This window comes from Streptomyces sp. NPDC058697, from assembly GCF_042715345.1.
Taxonomy (GTDB): domain Bacteria; phylum Actinomycetota; class Actinomycetes; order Streptomycetales; family Streptomycetaceae; genus Streptomyces; species Streptomyces liliifuscus.
The window spans coordinates 1-15768 of the sequence record NZ_JBHXSU010000033.1; the positions used below are offsets into that span (position 1 = coordinate 1).

Genomic DNA, 15768 nt, shown 5'->3' on the forward strand with positions numbered 1-15768 from the left:
TACCCATTCCCGTCACTAACTCAGGGGCTCCGCCCCCGAACCCCCAAAAGATTGCGCAGTTCCCCGCGCCCCTAGGTCTTTAGGGGCGCGGGGAACTGCGCGACAAGCCCCCACCGGCCCGCACCCGACAACAAACCCCACGGGGTCTGGGGCAGAGCCCCAGGGGACGGGAAAGGTCAGTCCTTTGTGGCGTCCTGTTCGAGCGCCGCCAGGGCCGGGTCCAGGACGATGTCCTCGTCGCGGGCCTCGGTCGTGGGGTCCTCCGGGAAGTGGCAGGCCGTCAGATGGCCGGCCCGGTTCCCGGAGATCTGGACCAGCGGAGGCTCCTCCGTGGCGCACTTGTCCTTCGCCTTCCAGCAACGCGTCCGGAACCGGCACCCGCTCGGCGGATGGATCGGCGAGGGCACGTCACCGGAGAGCCGGATCCGCTCACGGTCGAGGGGCTCGTCGTCGAGGGCGACCTCCGGCACCGCCGACAGCAGGGCATGGGTGTACGGGTGACGGGGCCGGTTGTAGATGGAGTCCCGGTCCCCGACCTCCACCACCTTGCCGAGGTACATCACCGCGAGCCGCTGCGAGAAGTGCCGCACGATCGCCAGGTCGTGGGCGATGAAGAGGAAGGCGATGCCCATCTCCTCCTGGACCTTCTGGAGGAGGTTCACCACCTGCGCCTGGATCGACACGTCCAGGGCGGAGACCGGCTCGTCCGCCACGATCAGCTTCGGGTTGAGAGCCAACGCCCTCGCCACGCCGATGCGCTGGCGCTGGCCGCCGGAGAACTCGTGCGGGAAGCGGTTGTAGTGCTCCGGGTTGAGACCGACCAGTTCGAGGAGTTCGCGTACGCGCGTCTCCCGGCCGCCCTTCGGGTTGATCCCGTTGACCTCCATCGGCGACTTGATGATCGTGCCGACGGTCTGCCGCGGGTTCAGCGAGGAGTACGGGTCCTGGAAGATCATCTGGATCTCGGACCGTACGGGCGCGATCTGCTTGCGCGAGGCGTGCGTGATGTCCTGGCCCGCGTAGGTGATCTTTCCGCCGGTCGGTTCCAGGAGGCGGGTGATGAGCCGGCCCGTAGTCGACTTGCCGCAGCCGGACTCGCCGACCAGGCCGACGCTCTCGCCGACGCCGACGGTGAGGTCGACCCCGTCGACCGCCTGCACGGCTCCGACCTTGCGCTTGATCGGGAATCCGCCGTAGATCGGGAAGTGCTTCGTCAGGCCCTCGACGGAGAGCAGCGGCTCGCCGGCTCCGTCGACGGGGCCCTGCGGCTTCGGCAGGGTGAGTTTGTCGCTCATGTCTCGTTCTCCCTAGCCCAGCCGGGGTTTGATCTGCTCGATGAAAAAGGTCGACTTCTGCGCCGCGTCGAGGTGGCAGGCGGCGCCCCGGCCCTCGGGCAGCTGCGGCCGCTCGTCCGAGCAGCGGGTTCCGCCGACCTCGGCGGTGAAGCCGCAGCGCGGGTGGAAGGGGCAGCCCGACGGCGGGTTCAGCAGGCTGGGCGGGGAGCCGGGGATCGGCGTGAGCGCCTGCGCGGTGTCACCGCCGAGTCGCGGCATCGAGCTCAGCAGGCCCCAGGTGTAGGGGTGCTGGGGGTTGCGCAGCACCTCGCGGACGGTGCCGCGTTCCACGGCCCGCCCCGAGTACATCACCAGCAGGTCGTCGGCCATGTTGGAGATGACGCCGAGGTCGTGGGTGATGAAGATGATCGCCGAGCCGAACTCCTGCTGGAGGTCCTTGAGCAGGTCGAGGATCTGCGCCTGGACGGTCACGTCCAGGGCCGTGGTCGGCTCGTCCGCGATCAGCAGGTCGGGGTCGCAGATCAGCGCCATGGCGATCATCGCGCGCTGGCGCATACCGCCGGAGAACTGGTGCGGATAGTCGTTGAAGCGCATGGCCGGCTGCGGGATGCCGACCTTGTCGAGCATCTCGATGGCCCGCGCCTTCGCCTCCTTCTTGGAGGCGCCGGTGTGCTTCATGAACGGTTCCGCGATCTGCCGGCCCACCGTGTAGTACGGCGAGAGCGCGGTCAGCGGGTCCTGGAAGATCATCGCGACCTTGTTGCCGCGGAGCTTCTCCATCTCCTTCTCGGTCGCGGTGACCAGCTCCTTGCCGTCCAGGACGATCTCGCCCTCGACGGTGGAGGTCTTCGGGTTGTGCAGGCCGAGGACGGTCAGGTTGGTGACGGACTTGCCGGAGCCCGACTCGCCCACGATGCCCAGGGTCTTGCCGCGCTCGACGTCGAAGGAGAGCCCGTCGACGGCCTTCACGATGCCGTCCTCGGTGGAGAACCGCACGCGCAGGTCGCGGACCGAGAGGAAGGCCTCCGGCCCGCTCGGGGCCTTCTCGCCTTCGGTCTTGGTCAGTGTGGTCACGGTATTTCTCCTAGGCGAGGCGCACGCGCGGGTCGATGTAGGCGTAGGCGAGGTCCACGACGATGTTCAGGATCAGGATGAAGAAGGCCCCGAACAGCATGACGCCCATCGTCAGCGGAAGGTCCTTGGTCAGCGAGCCCTCGACCGCGAGACGCCCGATACCGGCCAGGTCGAAGGTGAACTCCGTGACCACCGCGCCCGACAGCAGCGCGCTGAGGTCCATGCCGATGATCGTGACGATCGGGATGAGTGAACCACGCCAGGCGTAGCGGAAGAAGACGTACCGCTGTCGCATGCCCTTGGCGCGGGCGGTGCGGACGTGCTCCTCCTGCAGCTGCTCGATCATGGTCGAGCGCGCCATACGCGTGTACTGGGCGGTGAAGATCGTGGCCATCACGGCCCAGGGGATCAGCATGCCCATGAACCAGCCGCCCGGGTCGCCAGTGAACGACACGTACTTGGGGTTCTCCAGCCAGCCGGTGTTGTAGACGAGGAGGCTGAGGACGATGGGACCCAGGAAGTAGATCTGGAACGAGCTGAGCACCATCGAGGAACCGCTGACCACCTTGTCGACGGCGGTGCCGCGCTTCCACGCGGCCAGCAGACCCGTACCGAGGCCGAACAGCAGGAAGATCACCAGGCCGCCGAGGGTCAGCGAGAGCGTCAGCGGGAAGCGGTCCATGATGGAGTCCCAGACGAAGTCGCCGCTGTCGAAGGAGACGCCCAGGCACGGGGCGGAGCAGTGGCCCTGCGGGAAGTCCCGGCCGGACACGATGCCCATCATGAATTCCCAGAACTGGGTGGTGATGGGCTTGTCGAGGCCGAGGTTCTCACGGATGACCGCGATGTTCTCGGGGGAACAGTTCTTGCCGCAGGACAGCTGCGCGAAGTCCTGGGGGATTGTGTAGAACAGGAAGAACGTGAAGGCGCCGATCAGGAACATGATCACGACGGCGCCGCTCAGCCTGCGGATGAGGAACTGAAGCATGGCGGGTGGGTGCTCTCTTCGGAACGCGGCGGCAGGAGGGGGATACCGTCCGCGGGGGTGCGCTCCGCCTGGCGCACACCCCCACGGATCAGCCGAGCTGAGGGGTTACGGCTGCTTCAGGTACACGTCGTTGATGTCGATGTAGCTCGACTCCGTGCTGTACCGGGCACCGCCGATGTTCGACCCGTAGAGCTGGATCTGCTTCGAGTAGTACACCGGGGCACCGGGGTTGATCTCCTCCACAATGCGGTGGTGAGCCTGCTCCCAGGTCTTGGCGGCCTCCTCGGGCTCCTGCGTCACGGCCTTCTGGATGAGGTCGTTGACCTGCTTGTCGTCGATGTGCGAGTAGTTCGGCGAACCGTCGGCGACCTGCGTGCCGTCGTAGACCGGGGTGATGACCGTGCCCGGGGACGGCCAGTCCTGGCCCCAGCCGGTCATGTAGAGGTCGTACGGGTTCTTCAGCTTGCCAACCTGCTCGTAGAAGGTCGCGCGGTCGATCTCCTTGGCCTGGACGTCGAAGCCGAGCTTGTTCAGCGCGTCCTTGATGATGACCATCTGGGCCTGGCCACGCGGGGTGTTGGAGTAGGCGTAGCTGAGCTTGGTGCCCTGCTTGAAGCCCGCCTCCTCCAGCAGCGCCTTGGCCTTGGCCGGGTCGCCGTTGGGCTTCTTCAGCTTGCCGAAGGGGTCGTACGTCGGGTCGAAGCCCGGCAGGGTCGGGGCCATCAGACCGCCGGCCACCTCACCGCCGTAACGGCCGCCGTCCGCCTGGACCATGGACTGGTTCGGGATCGCGTAGGTGATCGCGTCGCGGACCTTCTTGTCCTTCATCTTGGCGCTGTCGAGGTTGAAGGAGAGCTGCCACACGTAGGGCTGGTAGCCCTGGATGGTGCGCTTCTTCGCGGACGCGTCACCGATGACCGTGGACAGCTGGGCCGGGTCCACCGAGTCCGTGAACTGGATGGCGTTCTTGGCCTCGCCCTGGTCGGCGAGCAGGCGCTTGGTCTGGCTGGCCTGGTCGATGGTGTTGCTGAAGTTGTAGCCGTCGACGTACTGGTGGCGCACCGAGTCCGTCTTCGGGTCCCACTCGGTGTTCTTGACCAGCGTCACCGACTTGCCGGCCTTGTACTCGGAGACCTTGTACGGGCCGAGGGAGGCCGGAGCCTTGTCGTACTTCTCCTTCGTGTCCTGCTTCTCGGGCACGATGGCGTAGCCGGCCATGGCCAGGGCCTGCGGGAGGTCCGGCTGGGCCGTCTTGAAGTGGAAGACGACGGTCTTGGCGTCCGGGGTCTCCAGGACGGAGTCCGGCAGGTGCTTGCCCTTGTACGGGCCGTCCGGCAGCGCCTTGCGGTACTCGGGGCCCGAGAGCCAGTTCTGCACGTAGGTCGGGCCGTCGAAGATGAACTTCGCGTACTGCCGCTCGATGGTGTGGCGGACGTCGGCGGACGTGATGGCGTTGCCGTCCTCGTCCTTGATGCCGTCCTTGAGGGTGTACGTCCAGGTCTTGCCGCCGTCGGACGACTTGCCGGAGTCGGTGGCGACGTCACCGACGACCGTCAGGTTGCCCTTGTCGTCCTCCTGGAAGTTCGTCAGACCGCGGTGGACCAGGTTGGCGAACTGGCCGGCGTCGCTGACGTAGATCTGGCCCGGGTCCATGTGGGTCAGGTCGGACTGCTGGTAGACGTTGATGGTGCCGCCGGTCTTGGCCCCCGCCACCGCTTCGGCCGGGCCGTTCGACGCCTGGGCATCACCGTAGGCGACAGGCTTCGACTGTGCCGCGGCGTCGTCCTTGGACTTGGAGTTGTCCTTGGAGTTGTCCTTGCCGCTGTCACTGGAGCAGCCGGTCAGCGCCAGCGAACCCGCCGTGATGGCGACGGCTATGGCGCGCACGGTGCGCGTTCTGATGGGCTTCATGATGCCGATGCACCTACCTGTCGATAGTTGTCCACGAGTACTGCCTGACGGTCCGGTCACCCGGAACGGGGGTGGCAGTCCCCCCACCACCAATGGACGGTTAGCGTCCGGTCTTGGGGTCGAAAGCGTCCCGGACGGAGTCGCCGAGAAGATTGAAGGCGAGCACGAAGACCACCATCGCCACGCCCGGGAAGAACATGAACATCGGGTCCTGCTCATAGATCTCTGAGCCGATGGCGAACATCCGGCCCCAGTCCGGCGTCGGCTCGACGAAGCCCACACCGACGTACGAGAGGAAGGCGATGGAGAGGATCGAGCTGGGCAGCATGTAGGTGCCCTGCACGAGGATCGGCGTGACGATGTTCGGCAGGATCTCCTTGCGCACGATGCGCGTCGGAGAGGCTCCCGAGACCTTGGCCGCCTCCACGAACTCCCGCTCCCGCAGGGAGAGTACGGAGCTGCGCACGAGACGGGCCATGCCCATCCAGCCGAGGAACCACATCACGAGGATGATCGCGACGGCGCGCAGATAGACCGGGGTCTCGTCCGTCGGGGAGACGAACAGCGCCGTGACCACGGGCATGAAGGCGATGAAGAACAGCTGCTGCGGGAAGGCCAGGAAGAAGTCCGTGACCCGGCCCAGCCAGTAGTCGACCTTGCCGCCGAAGTAGCCGCTGACCATGCCGATGACGACACCCGTCAGAACGCTGAACACCGTGACCAGCACGGCCATGTAGAGCGACGTCCGCATGCCGTACAGCAGCATCGTGAACACGTCGCGCCCGAGCTTGGGCTCGACTCCGAACCAGAAGTCACCGGATATTCCCCCGAAGGAGCCGGTGGGCATGGCGAAGTCGTCGAGCAGGAAGGGATAGTCGGGCTCCTGCGCGTACAGCGTGTACGGATCCTTCCCGTACAGCGCCGAGATGACCGGGGCCAGTGCGGCGATCGCGAAGAAAAAAATCACCACGCACGCGGAGATGACTCCGGTACGGTCTCGCTTGAAGCGATGCCACATCAACTGCCCGGGGGAGCGGCCTTCGAGCTTCTCCGCCTCGACCGGCTCGGTTTTCGACGCGAGCTCGGGGTCCAAGGCCGCCGACGGCCCGGAGCCCTCGGCCTTGGTTGGACTGGTCATCTTTGTTCTTCCCCCGGGGGATGGAGAGTTGAGCGCAGCACAGATACCGGCAGGTTCTGTGGTTTCAGGGAACTTTCACCAAGTGGGTCAACGCGCGTCAAGGGCGGAAGACATAGGGATCTCCCTACCGTCGAAATTTTGAGCAAAAATTGCAAAGATTGACACCTGCGCGCGCTTGACAGGTGAGATGAGAATCCGGCGAAGCGGACATGAATGACGAAAATTTCGTTTACGTGTCCGAAACTTGATTGGCCAATGCCCGATATGCGAACGCCGCTGCTTCCACTGCGCCGTTGCCCGAACTGACACGGTTTCGGCGTCCGGGTACACCGAAGGCCCGGCTCCCCGCCTTTGTGCGGAGAACCGGGCGTTCAGAAGCCCTGAGGAGGCGTCAGCCGTGCTTGGCGCGGCTCGCGGAACGGGCGCGCTCGCGGGCGTCCAGGTTCACCTTGCGGATGCGGACCGACTCCGGGGTGACCTCGACACACTCGTCGTCGCGGCAGAACTCCAAGGACTGCTCCAGGGAGAGCTTGCGCGGCGGGACGATCGCCTCGAACGAGTCGGCGGCGGCCGAGCGCATGTTGGTGAGCTTCTTCTCCTTGGTGATGTTCACGTCCATGTCGTCGGAGCGCGAGTTCTCGCCGACGATCATGCCCTCGTACACCTCGGTGCCGGGGTCGGTGAACAGCACGCCGCGCTCCTGGAGGTTCGTCATCGCGAAGGCGGTGACGGCACCGGCGCGGTCGGCGACCAGGGAGCCGTTGTTACGGGTCGTCAGCACGCCGAACCAGGGCTCGTGGCCCTCGTGGATCGAGTGCGCGATACCGGTGCCGCGGGTGCCGGTGAGGAACTCGGTCCGGAACCCGATGAGACCGCGGGACGGCACGACGAACTCCAGACGCACCCACCCGGAACCGTGGTTGGACATATTGTCCATGCGGCCCTTGCGGACGCCCATGAGCTGCGTGACCGCGCCCATGTGCTCCTCGGGCACGTCGATCGTCATGCGCTCGACGGGCTCGTGGACCTTGCCGTCGATCTCCTGGGTGACCACCTGCGGCTTGCCGATGGTCAGCTCGAAGCCCTCGCGGCGCATCTGCTCGACCAGGATGGCGAGCGCGAGCTCACCACGGCCCTGGACCTCCCAGGCGTCGGGGCGCTCGGTGTCGAGGACCCGCAGCGAGACGTTACCGATCAGCTCGCGGTCCAGGCGGTCCTTGACCTGACGGGCGGTGACCTTGCGGTCCTTGACGGCGGCCTTCGCGGAGGCGCCCTTGCCGGTGCCGCCACGGCCGACCAGCGGCGAGGTGTTCGTACCGATGGTCATGGAGATCGCCGGCTCGTCGACCGTGATGAGCGGCAGCGCGATCGGGTTCTCGGGGTCGGCGAGGGTCTCACCGATCATGATGTCCGGGATACCGGCCACGGCACAGATGTCACCGGGGCCCGCCATCTCGGCCGGCTTGCGGGTGAGCGCCTCGGTCATCAGCAGCTCGGTGATGCGCACGTTGGACATCGTGCCGTCGCGCTTGATCCACGTGACGGTCTGGCCCTTGCGCAGCTCGCCCTGCTCGACGCGGAGCAGCGCGATACGGCCGAGGAAGTTGTCGGCGTCCAGGTTGGTGACGTGCGCCTGGAGCGGGGCCTCGGTGTCGAACTGCGGGGCCGGGACGTGCGACAGGATCGTGGAGAAGAACGGCTCCAGGCTGTTGCTGTCGGCCGGGACGGTGCCGTCCTCCGGCTTGGTCAGCGAGGCCACACCGTCGCGTGCACACGCGTAGACGATGGGGAACTCGATCTGCTCCTCGTCCGCCTCCAGGTCCAGGAAGAGGTCGTAGGTCTCGTTGACGACCTCGTCGATCCTGGAGTCCGGGCGGTCGGTCTTGTTGATGCACAGGATGACCGGCAGACGCTGCTGGAGCGCCTTGCGCAGCACGAAGCGCGTCTGGGGCAGCGGGCCCTCGGACGCGTCGACGAGCAGCACGACCGCGTCGACCATCGACAGACCGCGCTCGACCTCGCCGCCGAAGTCGGCGTGGCCCGGGGTGTCGATGATGTTGATCGTGATGACGTCTCCGCCATCCTTCGGGTGGTACTTCACGGCCGTGTTCTTGGCCAGGATCGTGATGCCCTTCTCACGCTCCAGGTCGTTGCTGTCCATCATGCGGTCGTCGAGCGACTCGGCGGCGTGCGCGGCGAAGGCACCGGCCTGCTTGAGCATGGCGTCGACCAGGGTGGTCTTGCCATGGTCGACGTGGGCGACGATGGCGACGTTGCGGATGTCGTGGCGCGTGGCCATATTGAGGCGCTTCTCCCGGAGTGAGTGAACGGCCTCCGCTGCGCGGGGCCCTGCCGGGCTGAAACGTGCCACGGCCTTACCCCATCGTACGTGCACGCTGCCGCTGGGGCTCCGCGGGCTGGGCAGGCCGGCTCTCACAGTGCGGGCCGTGGGGGCCGATCGCGCAGTTCCCCGCGCCCCTTACGGGGCCGCAGCCCCGCTCAGGACGATGGGCTCACCTGCGGCTTTGTGGGCTTCTTCAGGAAGCCCATGTCCTCGTAGAGAGGGGTCTGGAAGCCGAAGGCGCCCGCGTTGGCGAGGTTGGTCCGGGCCGCGGTGAGCTGGGGGCGCTGGTAGAGGGGGATCGAGCCGGCGGCGGCCCAGATGCGGGCGTCCGCCTTGCGGACCAGGGAGCGGGACTCACCCGGGTCCAGTTCGGCGATGGCCTGGTCGAAGAGCTGGTCGACCTGGTCGGTGCCGACGCGGGTGTAGTTCTGCTCGACGTTCAGGGAGCCGTCGGAGGCCGGGACCGGCTTGGAGTAGATCGGGCGGGCGTCGGTCGCGGGGAACGCGGACGCGGGCCAGGAGTACAGCGCCAGGTCGTACTGGCCCGAGGCGATGTGGTCCTTGAAGTAGCTCTCGTCGGCGACCTTGGAGATCTCGGTGCGGATGCCGATACGTTCCAGCATCCGCGCGATCCGCTCGCCGACCGCCCGCAGCGACTGGGAACCAGGGCCGGAGGGGAGCACGAAGCGCAGCGACAGCGGCTTGCCGTTCTTGGCCAGCGGTCCGGCCGCGGCCTGCCCCGGGGCCGCGGTGCCCTTCGGCGCGTACGCCCCCGGGGCACTGCCGTGCTGCAACTGCGACTTGCCCTCGCGGGCGAGGTTCTTCTCCACCTTGCCGGACGTACCCGGCCCGTCCATCTTCTGCTTCGTGTCGGTCTCGGCCCTCTGCTTCTTCCCGGCCTGCGGCTTCTTCGCCTTCTTCGCCTTCTCGGCCTGGCCGCGTACGCCCAGGACATAGGCCTGGTCGAGGAGCGCGACCCGCTGCAGTTCGGCCAGGGGCGCGGGCACGAGCAGGGCCGGGGCGCGGTCGGCACCCGGCTTGTCGTCGCCCGGCTTCCCGTCCTCACCGACGATGTACGTACCGTCGTCCCCGGAGCTGTCGGAACTGTCCGAGCTGCTGGAACTGTCGGAGCTCCCGGAGCTGTCGGAGCTGTCGGAATCCGTGGAGCCGTCGGAGCTGCTGGAACTTTCCGAGCCGTCGGAGCTGCTGGAGCTGCCCGAGCTGCCGGAATCCTCGGAGCCGGTCGAGCCTTCGTCGGAGTCCGTGTCCGAGTCCGAGTCCGTGTCCGAGTCCGCGGGGGGCTGTGATGACTGCGACGCCTCCGAGCCCGCCGGTTCCTTGGAGGCCCCGGCGCCGGCCGCCTTCTTCTCCTTCTGCTCCTCCTTGACCGGACCGCCCGACACCCACCCGGCGTCGGCCAGCAGGGCCTGCGCCTCCTTGGTGTCCTGGCCGCCGAGCGCTCCGCTGTTGTCGGCGTACGCGTGCTGTCCGGAGAGCGCGAGATGGCTGCCGACCGGTTCGGCGGGCAGGCCGAGCGGCCGCAGGACGACCCGGGCGAGCTCCTCCCGGTCGAGGGCGCGGGCCACGGCCCGGCGGACCCGCTCGTCGGCGAGCGGCCCCTCCTCGCCGTTCAACGCGAGCTGGGTGAAGGCGGGTTCGAGGGACTTGCGGACCTCGAAGCCGCGCAGGGCCGACTGCTCGTCCGCGTACTTCGCGACAGCCTTGCCCCGCTTCTTGCGGGCCAGGATCTCCTCGTCGGCCGCCTCCTCGTCGGAGCCGTGCGCGATCGCCCAGGAGCGCAGCGACTTGCCGGGGGTGAGGGCGGCGCCGGGGCCGTGGGCGAGCGGCGCCCCGTTGCCCTTGCCCTTGTCGCGGGCGGCGAGCGTGATGCGGTGGGCCTCGGCGGAGTCGATCTCGGCCAGGTCGACCTTGCCCTCGGCGAGCGCGGCGGTGCGCTTGTCGCGCGGTACGGCGCGCAGGACCAGCTCGGAGAGCTTGGCGGGGCGGCCCCACCAGCGCGGGTTGCGCTTCAGCCTGACCTCGCCGGAGTCCTTGTCGACGGTGTCGAGGGCGAAGGGGCCCGCGGTGACCTTCAGCTTGCGGCGGGCGCCGTCGTTGAAGGAGTCCGGGGTGCCCATGACGTCCTTCGGGTACAGCGGCGAGAAGAGCGACTGCCAGTCGGCGTACGGCTTGCTGAAGGTGACCCGCACCTCCAGGTCGTCGGCACCGCGTTCGATCTTCTCGATGCGGTCGTAGCCGGCGTTGCGTGCGGTCCAGTACGCGGAGTCCTTGCCGGACAGGGCGCGCCACTGGGCGGCGAAGTCGGCGGCGCCGATCTCCCGGCCGTCGCTCCAGACGGCCTGCTGGTTGAGCTTGTAGAGCACGACCTGTCTGGGCTCGCGGTCGACGATCTTCGCGGACTCCAGGTAGTCGGGGTTGCGCTGCGGCCGGCCGTTCGCGTCGAGCCGGTACATGGAGGGCAGCACGGCGCCCGCGACCTTGGAGGTGCCGGCGTCGGCGTCGGCCTGGAAGGCGTTGAGGGTCTCCGGGAGGGCGTCCACGGCCCAGCGCAGGGTGCCGCCGTCCGCGATCAGCCCGCGCTCCGCAGGGGCGATCTCCTGACCAGCGGTGGGCTTGCCCGCCGGGTCCTTCTCGCTGCATCCGGCCAGGGCCGGCACCGCGAGCACGCCCGCCGTGAGGAACGCGACCGAGCGCATCACCGCGCGGGGTCCGACGCCGTCGTGGGACATGACTGGTACCTCCGGGGCAGCGCTGATCACGATGAGCAGGACGGACGGGGCAGGTCAGGCACTGTGATGTAGATCACTTTTGGCGGTATTATGGAGTTGATCTGATCTATCGCCCCACTGAAGGGGAGAGTCGCCGCCCGCGGGCGGCGACACGGCGACCGGCCCACGGAAGCCCACCCGTGCGGCCCAACGGCTCCGCGCCACCGGGCGCGCCCCCTCCGGGCCGGGGGCGCACGCAGGGCGTGCAGGGAGCGACACGATCCGGTAATCCATGCAGATCCCTTCACAGGGGCCGATGTGACGCGCGACACTCGCAGGCGCATGAACGTTGCCGCCTTGGGCCGGAGGTCCGCGGAAGTGAGGGCAAGTCATGTCCGTGCACGATGACCTGACGTCAGTCCAGCGCTGTCTCGACGACCTGGTGAGGTCCGTGAAGCGTCTGGAACAGCAGATGGGTGGCGGCGGCCTGGAGATGCGCAGGGTGCGCACCGACGCCGACCACCTCCGCGAGAGCGTGGCGCTGCTCCGCGAGGCCGCACCCGGCCTCGGCAAACCGCGCCGCCCCGACCTCGTGTCCATCCCCGACACCCCGTACGACAACACCCTGTGGACGGACTCCGACGACGAGGGTCTCGGCGCCCGCGACCGCCACGCACCCTGAACCCGACCGGAGTCTGAAGTTGGCCACTGGTACGGAACCCCAAATGAACAGCGGCGGCGTACGGACCCGTACGCGCGCCGCGATCGCCGCCCCGCATCTGCGGACCGACCGCTGGTGGCTGGCGCCCGCCGCCACCGCGGCCGGGCTGCTGGCCTTCGTCGTCTACTCGACCTGGCGGGCGTTCGCGAACAGCGACTACTACGCGGCCCCGTACGTCTCGCCGTTCTACTCGCCCTGTCTGGCGGAGAACTGCGAGCCGATGCGGAGCGGCCCGAACTGGGAGATCTTCGGCAGCTGGTGGGGCCTGTCCCCCGCGCTGATCGTCCTGATCTTCCCGCTCGGCTTCCGGCTGACCTGCTACTACTACCGCAAGGCCTACTACCGCGGCTTCTGGGCCTCGCCGCCGGCCTGCGCGGTCGCCGAGCCGCACAAGAAGTACACCGGCGAGACCCGCTTCCCGCTGATCTTCCAGAACATCCACCGCTACTTCTTCTTCGCGGCGGTGCCGGTCGCCGGGATCCTCACGTACGACACCGTGCTCGCCTTCCGTGACGAGCACTACGAGTGGGGCCACATGGGGCTCGGCACGCTCGTGTTCCTGGTCAACATCACGCTGATCTGGGCGTACACCCTGTCCTGCCACTCCTGCCGGCACATCGTCGGCGGCAAGCTCAAGCACTTCTCCAAGCACCCCGTGCGCTACAAGGCGTGGAAGTTCGTGGGGAAGCTGAACAACCGCCATATGCAGCTCGCCTGGGCGTCGTTGATCAGCGTGGCGCTCGCGGACTTCTACGTGTACCTGGTCGCGTCCGGTGCCTTCGACGATCCGAGGTTTTTCTAGATGAGTGGGGCCTTCTGATGTCCGTGGTCGACCGACAGGAGTGGGACGTCGTCGTGGTCGGTGCCGGGGGCGCCGGCCTCAGGGCCGCCATCGAGGCACGTGAACGCGGGGCGCGTACGGCCGTGATCTGCAAGTCGCTGTTCGGCAAGGCGCACACGGTGATGGCCGAGGGCGGCATCGCGGCGGCCATGGGCAATGTGAACTCCGGGGACAACTGGCAGGTCCACTTCCGCGACACCATGCGCGGCGGCAAGTTCCTCAACCAGTGGCGGATGGCCGAGCTGCACGCGCAGGAGGCTCCCGACCGGGTCTGGGAGCTGGAGACCTGGGGCGCCCTCTTCGACCGCACGAAGGACGGGCGCATCTCGCAGCGCAACTTCGGCGGGCACGAGTACCCGCGGCTCGCGCACGTCGGCGACCGTACGGGACTTGAGCTGATCCGCACGCTCCAGCAGAAGATCGTGTCCCTCCAGCAGGAGGACTTCAAGGAGACCGGTGACTACGAGTCACGCCTGAAGGTCTACCAGGAGTGCACGGTCACCCGGATCCTCAAGGACGGCGACAAGGTCTCCGGGGCCTTCTGCTACGAGCGCGAGTCCGGCCGTTTCTTCGTCCTTGAGGCCCCCTCTGTCGTCGTCTCCACCGGCGGCATCGGCAAGTCCTTCAAGGTGACGTCGAACTCGTGGGAGTACACGGGCGACGGGCACGCGCTGGCGCTGCTCGCGGGTGCGCCCCTGCTGAACATGGAGTTCGTGCAGTTCCACCCGACGGGCATGGTCTGGCCACCGTCCGTGAAGGGCATCCTCGTCACGGAGTCCGTGCGCGGGGACGGCGGGGTTCTGAGAAACTCCGAGGGCAAGCGGTTCATGTTCGACTACATCCCGGACGTCTTCAAGGAGAAGTACGCGCAGTCGGAGGAGGAGGGCGACCGGTGGTACGAGGACCCGGACCACAACCGCCGGCCCCCTGAGCTGCTCCCCCGGGACGAGGTGGCACGGGCCATCAACTCCGAGGTGAAAGCCGGCCGCGGCTCCCCGCACGGGGGCGTCTTCCTGGACGTGTCGACCCGGATGCCCGCCGAGGTGATCCGGCGCCGACTGCCGTCCATGTACCACCAGTTCAAGGAACTCGCGGACGTCGACATCACCGCCGAGGCGATGGAGGTCGGGCCCACCTGTCACTACGTGATGGGCGGGATCGCGGTCGAGTCGGACAGCGCGTCGGCGCGCGGCGTGCCCGGTCTCTTCGCGGCCGGGGAGGTCGCCGGCGGCATGCACGGCTCCAACCGGCTCGGCGGCAACTCCCTCTCCGACCTGCTGGTGTTCGGGCGGCGGGCCGGTCTGCACGCGGCGCGGTACGCCACCGGGCTCACGGGGGCCCGGCCCCTGGTGGACGACGTCCAGGTGGACACCGCGGCCGCGGAGGCACTGCGGCCCTTCTCCGCCGAGGGCCCCGAGCCCGGCGCGGAGAACGGCCGGCCGCCGGAGAACCCGTACACCCTCCACCAGGAACTCCAGCAGACGATGAACGACCTCGTCGGCATCATCCGTCGTGAGGCGGAGATGGAGGCGGCCCTGGAGAAACTCGCCGACCTGCGCGTACGGGCCCGGCGGGCCGGTGTAGAGGGGCACCGGCAGTTCAACCCCGGCTGGCACCTCGCACTGGACCTGCGGAACATGCTGCTCGTCAGCGAGTGCGTGGCGAGGGCCGCGCTGGAGCGTACGGAGTCGCGGGGCGGCCACACGCGGGAGGACCATCCGGCGATGGACCGGGCGTGGCGGCGCGTGAACCTGCTCTGCCAACTGGTCGATCCCACCGGCGGGTTGGCGGCGACCGACCCCGTGCGCGGCCAGATCGACCTGGTGCGCGAGACCACCGAACCCATCCGCCCCGACCTGCTCGCCCTCTTCGACAAGGAGGAGCTGGTCAAGTACCTCGCCGAAGAGGAGCTGTACGAGTGAGCAGCTATGAGGCCCGCTTCAAGGTGTGGCGCGGGGATGCCGGGGGCGGTGGCCTGGAGGACTTCGGGATCGAGGTCAACGACGGCGAGGTGGTGCTCGACATCATCCACCGCATCCAGGCGACCCAGGCGCCCGATCTGGCCGTGCGCTGGAACTGCAAGGCGGGCAAGTGCGGTTCGTGCTCGGCGGAGATCAACGGACGTCCGCGGCTGTTGTGCATGACGCGGATGTCGGTGTTCACCCGCGAGGAGACGATCACCGTGACCCCGCTGCGGGCGTTCCCGGTCGTACGGGACCTGGTGACGGACGTCGGCTTCAACTACATGAAGGCGCGGGAGGTGCCCGCGTTCGTGCCGCCGGAGGATCTCGGTCCCGGTGAGTACCGGATGATGCAGGAGGACGTGGACCGGTCGCAGGAGTTCCGCAAGTGCATCGAGTGCTTCCTGTGCCAGGACACCTGTCATGTGGTGCGCGACCACGAGGAGAACAAGACCGCGTTCGCCGGCCCGCGTTTCCTGATGCGGGTGGCCGAGCTGGACATGCATCCCCTGGACGCGGCCGACGAGAGCGGTCTGGACCGCAAGAAGACCGCCCAGGACGAGCACGGCCTCGGCTACTGCAACATCACCAAGTGCTGCACGGAGGTCTGCCCCGAGGGCATCAAGATCACGGACAACGCCCTGATTCCCTTGAAGGAACGGGCAGTTGACCGCAAGTACGATCCGCTGGTGTGGCTGGGCGACAAGATCCGCAGGCGGCCGTCCGGTTCGGTGTAGGAGGTCGGACCCGGCCGAGGTGGCGGGAC

General features: G+C 67.9%; 11 protein-coding genes. 4 read left to right on the forward strand and 7 right to left on the reverse strand.

The window, feature by feature from the left end; translation table 11 throughout:
* Positions 1-176: 176 nt before the first annotated feature.
* The 7 genes from ACFWXQ_RS41970 to ACFWXQ_RS42000 all read right to left on the reverse strand — a co-directional run bounded on the left by ACFWXQ_RS41970 (position 177) and on the right by ACFWXQ_RS42000 (position 11500).
* The gene (locus tag ACFWXQ_RS41970) at positions 177-1295 is read right to left on the reverse strand and encodes an ABC transporter ATP-binding protein (protein ID WP_383949369.1); all 1119 of its coding nucleotides are present in this window, start codon (positions 1293-1295) and stop codon (positions 177-179) included.
* A gap of 12 nt (positions 1296-1307) precedes the next feature.
* Entirely contained in the window at positions 1308-2369 is a 1062-nt protein-coding gene (locus tag ACFWXQ_RS41975; RefSeq protein ID WP_383949372.1) for an ABC transporter ATP-binding protein, read from the reverse strand.
* Positions 2370-2379: 10 nt separating this feature from the next.
* Positions 2380-3357 (reverse strand): ABC transporter permease, encoded by a 978-nt coding sequence (locus ACFWXQ_RS41980; RefSeq protein ID WP_383949375.1) that lies wholly within the window; start codon positions 3355-3357, stop codon positions 2380-2382.
* A 105-nt stretch (positions 3358-3462) separates the two neighbouring features.
* Positions 3463-5268, reverse strand: a complete 1806-nt coding sequence (locus tag ACFWXQ_RS41985; RefSeq protein WP_383949378.1) for an ABC transporter substrate-binding protein — start codon at positions 5266-5268, stop codon at positions 3463-3465.
* A gap of 100 nt (positions 5269-5368) precedes the next feature.
* Positions 5369-6406 (reverse strand): ABC transporter permease, encoded by a 1038-nt coding sequence (locus ACFWXQ_RS41990; RefSeq protein WP_383949381.1) that lies wholly within the window; start codon positions 6404-6406, stop codon positions 5369-5371.
* A gap of 391 nt (positions 6407-6797) precedes the next feature.
* The gene (typA, locus tag ACFWXQ_RS41995) at positions 6798-8705 is read right to left on the reverse strand and encodes a translational GTPase TypA (RefSeq protein WP_383949384.1); all 1908 of its coding nucleotides are present in this window, start codon (positions 8703-8705) and stop codon (positions 6798-6800) included.
* Between the two features lie 200 nt (positions 8706-8905).
* Positions 8906-11500: an ABC transporter family substrate-binding protein gene (locus ACFWXQ_RS42000; RefSeq protein ID WP_383949387.1), complete on the reverse strand. Its 2595-nt coding sequence runs from the start codon at positions 11498-11500 to the stop codon at positions 8906-8908.
* Positions 11501-11870: 370 nt separating this feature from the next.
* Between ACFWXQ_RS42000 and ACFWXQ_RS42005 the strand changes: the two genes are divergently transcribed.
* Genes ACFWXQ_RS42005 through ACFWXQ_RS42020 form a run of 4 tightly spaced genes read left to right on the forward strand, consistent with a single transcriptional unit; the run spans position 11871 to position 15739 of the window.
* Positions 11871-12161 carry a hypothetical protein gene (locus ACFWXQ_RS42005; RefSeq protein ID WP_055615711.1) on the forward strand — a complete coding sequence of 97 codons (291 nt, stop codon included), beginning with the start codon at positions 11871-11873 and terminating at the stop codon, positions 12159-12161.
* Between the two features lie 19 nt (positions 12162-12180).
* A complete protein-coding gene (locus tag ACFWXQ_RS42010) occupies positions 12181-13002 on the forward strand; it encodes a hypothetical protein (RefSeq protein ID WP_383949390.1) in 822 nt (273 codons plus the stop codon).
* Positions 13003-13019: 17 nt separating this feature from the next.
* Entirely contained in the window at positions 13020-14963 is a 1944-nt protein-coding gene (locus ACFWXQ_RS42015) for a fumarate reductase/succinate dehydrogenase flavoprotein subunit (protein ID WP_383949393.1), read from the forward strand.
* Positions 14960-15739, forward strand: coding sequence for a succinate dehydrogenase/fumarate reductase iron-sulfur subunit (locus ACFWXQ_RS42020; RefSeq protein ID WP_383949396.1), 780 nt, complete (start codon positions 14960-14962; stop codon positions 15737-15739). The genes ACFWXQ_RS42015 and ACFWXQ_RS42020 overlap by 4 nt, the downstream gene beginning before the upstream one ends.
* The last annotated feature ends 29 nt before the right edge of the window (positions 15740-15768 follow it).